We start from the raw sequence: 4,616 nt of genomic DNA, 5'->3' as shown, positions 1-4,616 counted from the left end.
TCGAAATCGCCGCGCCGCCCAGCCCCAAACCGCTGGGCTGACTCACTCACAGCGAGTCACCAGACCGGGTTGACAACCGTATTGGGAATCAGTAGAAGGTTGTCGCTTGCGATACGGACCGCGGACGGATAGAGACTACGCAGGTGCGGCCAGAACTCCAGGAACTGAGTGCGCTTCTTGACCGGTTTGATGTGGCCGTAGAGCTTGTCCTTGTCTGTCCAAGGCCATGCAACCTCCAGCGGTGCGGACGAGGGTGTCCGCCTCCGGGCGGCGCCCGGCCACGCTGCCGGTCGCTCAACTGATTGACGGTACTCCCCGCCGCCGACAACGCCGGACGCTGGAACGTCAGGGTGACATGGACCCCATGCGCGCGTCGTGTTGCCACGACAGGATCCGGTCGTCGTAAGCACGATCCGCTTCGACTCCGCCCGCCTGCGCCGCTGCGCCCCCTCGGGGCCGAGGTTCCCCGCCCGGATGTTCGCACGCAACGTCGTGTAGGCGTCCACGTCCACGACTTTCCTCACCGTACGGACAGCCAGCTGGGCAGCGAGCCAGAACTCGCCTTGAGACGGGTGTAGACAAGCTTCTGCAACTCGTTGCGGGACGTGGTACCCGTCTCGTGCACCACCACCAATACAGCATCGGCCGCCCTGTTACACACGGGCAGGGTCGCAGCCAAAGCCGCCGCATCGGGCGACGGCAGCAGCCGCGTCGAGGAAGAGGTGGGGGAACCGGATGTGGTCCAGCGGCCGGGTCCGGAACACATCGAGTTGTCCATCGATGCCCGCGCAGATCCGCCAGACCTCGCTCTTCGATATGCCGGTGTCCGAGCCGAGGGCCTTGACCAGGTCGTCGACCGAGCGGGGCGACACACCGCCATGCCGGGACGAGGCCACCGGGCGGCGCCCCTGGATCAAACTGGCCGTTCACAAGGACAGTTGCACGGTGGCCAACCGCGTTCTCTGGGAGGAGCGTTCACCAGCAGTCGATGCACTCCAGGTGTCCCGCGTCAGGTTCGGCTCAGTGTGGCCCGCACACATCGGACTCGATCAGCCAGTTGGTAGACGGCCCTTCCACCGGTAAAGGGGTAGATCGTGCTACTGCCGAGGGGGTCCGGGTCGAGAACTATTGGGACTACTCGTGGACGTCAGGTCCACAAGCGAAAGGGTCTCCTGATGAAGATGAAAATCATTGCTCTCGGTGTTTCCTCGCTGCTGGCGTGCGGAGGTGCCTTCGCGGTGCCGCAGATTGCCTCCGCCTCTCCGGCGCACCCGAGTATCTCGAGCGCGGCTCACAACGCTTCGGCCGAACGGTGGGGACATGACAAGGGGCATCACGGCTACGGTTCGCACGGTCACCGCACCGGCGACGACAGGTGTCCCCCTGAGTGGTGTGGGTGACCAGCTGCGGGGGACCGCTGGCCCGACTGGGAGGCGCTTTCCCCGGCCGGGCCAGCGGATTTCCTCATCCATGGGCACGCAGAATGCGCGACACGCCGCTGCTGACGGTCTCGCGGCGGTCGATCATCGCCCGAACATCCTCGACCCACGCTGACACCGGAAGGGTAAGCGAACCGCCGAGTCGGTCAGCAAACGAACCTCGCTGACGAGTCGTGGTCAATAGTTTCGACTGAATAGGCAACGACGGTCCGATGGATAAGGAAATGGCGCGGGGTACGCGTTGGAGCCTATTCTTGGTGACCGCAGAAATCCGAGCCTAGACCTCCACCGATTGGACGATAACCACATCCCCCACCGACAGGGACACCCGGTCGATTGTGCGGACTTTTTCACACACAGGGAATGGTAGGCGAAACCCGAATGGGCGTTCTCCCGTCCAATCTTTCGGAAGCCGGCAGCGTCGATACATCGCAGGTCGACTTTCGTGCAATCAAGGTGCTCGATGAGCTCAGGTACCTACGTGGACCGGTCTCCTGCATGCCGACATACGTCGGTCATGAAAGCGGCCACTCGCAGGTCGCTCCTGAGCAGGGCGAGGCACCCTCACTCACGGCAAGCGGCGCCAGTCAGCACCTTCCCTCATCACTAGTCTTCTGCATCAGAGATTCGCCGGCACGTTATGGAGAGAGGCCATGGAGAATTCGGCCACGGTGCGCCTGAGCACCGAAATCGATAATGTCGTCCGCAATCACGTACGTGAGCATGGCGCTACGCGCTACCCAGACGAACTGATAGTGGAGCTTGCCCAGAGAGACGTTTTCGCTGCCACCGTGCCATCGGAGTACCGACGCCGAGACATCGTGCCGCGGCCCGAAGAGATCAGCTACACCCTAGCTCGCTCATGGCAGGCGCTCGCCGGGCTCGTCGGCACTCACCTGAAATTGTGTCGGCAGGTGGCCGAACACGGCACCTCTTTCCAAAAAGAGCAGTGGCTGCCAGCGATGGCTGCAGGCGACATCATCTGCGCTCGTGGATATCAGGAACGGGGCCGAAATGATCCGCGGGCACTGAAGACGCGGGCCGAACGCCATGGCCACACAGGCCTTCTCACCGGTGAGAAGCACTGGGTGACCAACGCCCGCGACGCCGACCGCATCGTAGTCATTGCGGTTACGGACAGTGCCACTGTGGGCGTGTGGGTCGACCCTTCCCGCCCTGGCGTGCGTACTGGGAAGGATCTCCCGCGTGCGGGCATGCACGGTATCTCCCTTGCAGAAATTTACCTGGACCGATACGAGTTCGACCCTGCTGCTGAAACCATCGGCGGCTGGGGCCATGACCTTACTCCCGCACTGTGTTCTTATGATCTAACCAGCTACGCGACTCGTGCAGTCGCTGCGGCGGACTCAGTCTTTGAAGCGGTTCTGACATTTACCCGCAACACGCTCGGCGACCGCAGCGACAGCGCCACCGGAGGCATCACCCTGCGCATTGGTGAACTCGCTGTACTGCGACAGGCATTGTGGTCCGCGTGGCGTTCCTGTACAAGCCCGCAGTCCTCAATGGATCCCCGGCATGCAAAAGTTTTCTGCACTTCGACGCTCCAGCGCTTCCTCGCCGCGGCAGTACCTCTGTGCGGCGGCACCGGGTTCGCGGCCGTCGATAACACCATCGCGCGGCAGTATCAAGACGCCGTCGCGCTCACCATCACCGGACAGCCCAACGACCTGCTGCTGCAGCGACTCGGCGAAGAGGAGTTGACGTCATGAATGAAGTTTTCCGTGAAGACCGCAGTGTTGTACTTCGTTACGCGAAGCATCTCAGCGGTGTCGACCCGCGTCATCTGGAGAAGCTGTCACATCGAGAAGGCGCACGCATCCTATTTCTGGGGACCGTCAGGGGCGTTGACGTGTACTGCCTGGATCTCTCGACGCTGACCACCACTGGGACCTTCAAGGACTGGGTAGCGGCCCTCAGCGTCGCCCGGGCCAAAAGCGCAGGGCTCACGAGTATCGTCTTCCAAAGTTCCGGCAACACGGCAAACTCTTTGAGTTACTACGCTGCACAAGCCGGAATAAGCAGTATTGGCCTGTACCCTCCGGCTTCCCGTAGACGTCTGCGCGCGTCCCTCACGACAGAGAACAACACATTCGTAGAAGTGCAAGCACCAGAGTCGGAAATCAAGCGCATCCTGAAGGAGGTGTCGGAGCGCACAGACGTCCCGGCGCTGCCGCCGCTGAAGGACCAGTACGTTGGAAACGCGCTTCGTGCCCGTCTGCTGCGGGACGCAGAAGCAAGCACCGGCCTGCATTGGGACTGGCACGTACAAGCACTGTCAAGCGCGTTCGGCCCGCTCGGCTTCTACCGCGGCCTCGCAGAGCTGCAAATCCCTACGGCGCACTGGCCGCGGTTCCTCGGAGTCCAGCAGCAAGCTGTACATCCTTATGCGGACGCACTATCCGACCAGAACACCAAGGCGAGCGACGACAGTGGCCATGTACCGATGCTCGAGCCGACCATGTTCCGTCGTCGGCCCAGCGCCGACCTCATCAAAGAGGTCGGCGAAGTCTGCACAGCTACAAATGGGCAAGTGCGCGCCATGTCGAACCAGCAGTACCTGGACATGGAGCCCTCGCTCATCGGCATGCTGGACGACGCTGGTGTGCACGTGTGCCTGGACGCTGACGGCCAGCCCCACGAGCGTGCCGGCCTCTACAGCCTTCTGGGTGCCCTGTCAGCTATCGAAGACGGGCTTATCGCTGCGGGTAGCAAGGTATTGGTCGCTCACACAGGCGGTGCTGGATACTGCGGCCAGCCCTCCTTCGAACCGGAAACCGTGCTTCATCCAGAAGCCGCCGCCTCCCGTCTATGCGCCATGCTGGCGAACGGCGTCGTGCAGTGAGGTCCCGAGAGTTATTGGGCGCGTGGGCGTCTGACGCCCTTTCTCCGCCGAACCCCAGTGTATGGAGGCGCAACGCGGTCACGTCCGCTGGTGTGGTGTATCGACGGCCGCTCGGTGATCTTGTTTGAGGCTATGCGGTGAGTTGGGTGGGCGGGACGGTCTCGTTGGTTTCTGACTCCGGGGCCTGTCCCCGAGTAGTGGACACCTTCGATCCCGGCCCTAGCTACTTGCCCCTGAAGAAGTCTGGGGCTGCCTCTGGGTTGTCCTCTGGGGAGAGCTGGTGAGGGCCGGGCCCTGGCCACGACAGTGGAGTC

2 protein-coding genes and 1 pseudogene are annotated in these 4,616 nt (G+C 62.7%); 2 read left to right on the top strand and 1 reads right to left on the bottom strand.

Annotation, left to right across the window (positions count from 1 at the left end):
• Positions 1-689: 689 nt before the first annotated feature.
• A pseudogene (locus AC0699_RS39335) lies at positions 690-875 on the bottom strand (transposase); the annotation flags it as partial.
• Positions 876-2,092: 1,217 nt separating this feature from the next.
• Between AC0699_RS39335 and AC0699_RS39330 the strand changes: the two are divergent.
• Positions 2,093-3,169 carry an acyl-CoA dehydrogenase family protein gene (locus tag AC0699_RS39330; RefSeq protein WP_478671368.1) on the top strand — a complete coding sequence of 359 codons (1,077 nt, stop codon included), beginning with the start codon at positions 2,093-2,095 and terminating at the stop codon, positions 3,167-3,169.
• Positions 3,166-4,302 carry a pyridoxal-phosphate dependent enzyme gene (locus AC0699_RS39325; RefSeq protein WP_478671364.1) on the top strand — a complete coding sequence of 379 codons (1,137 nt, stop codon included), beginning with the start codon at positions 3,166-3,168 and terminating at the stop codon, positions 4,300-4,302. Before AC0699_RS39330 ends, AC0699_RS39325 begins: the two co-directional genes overlap by 4 nt.
• The last annotated feature ends 314 nt before the right edge of the window (positions 4,303-4,616 follow it).

The sequence above is a fragment of the Streptomyces sp. NPDC043870 genome (genome assembly GCF_056435785.1).
The sequence above is the reverse complement of the archived record's forward strand: the minus strand, read 5'-3'. Positions and strand labels throughout refer to the sequence as shown.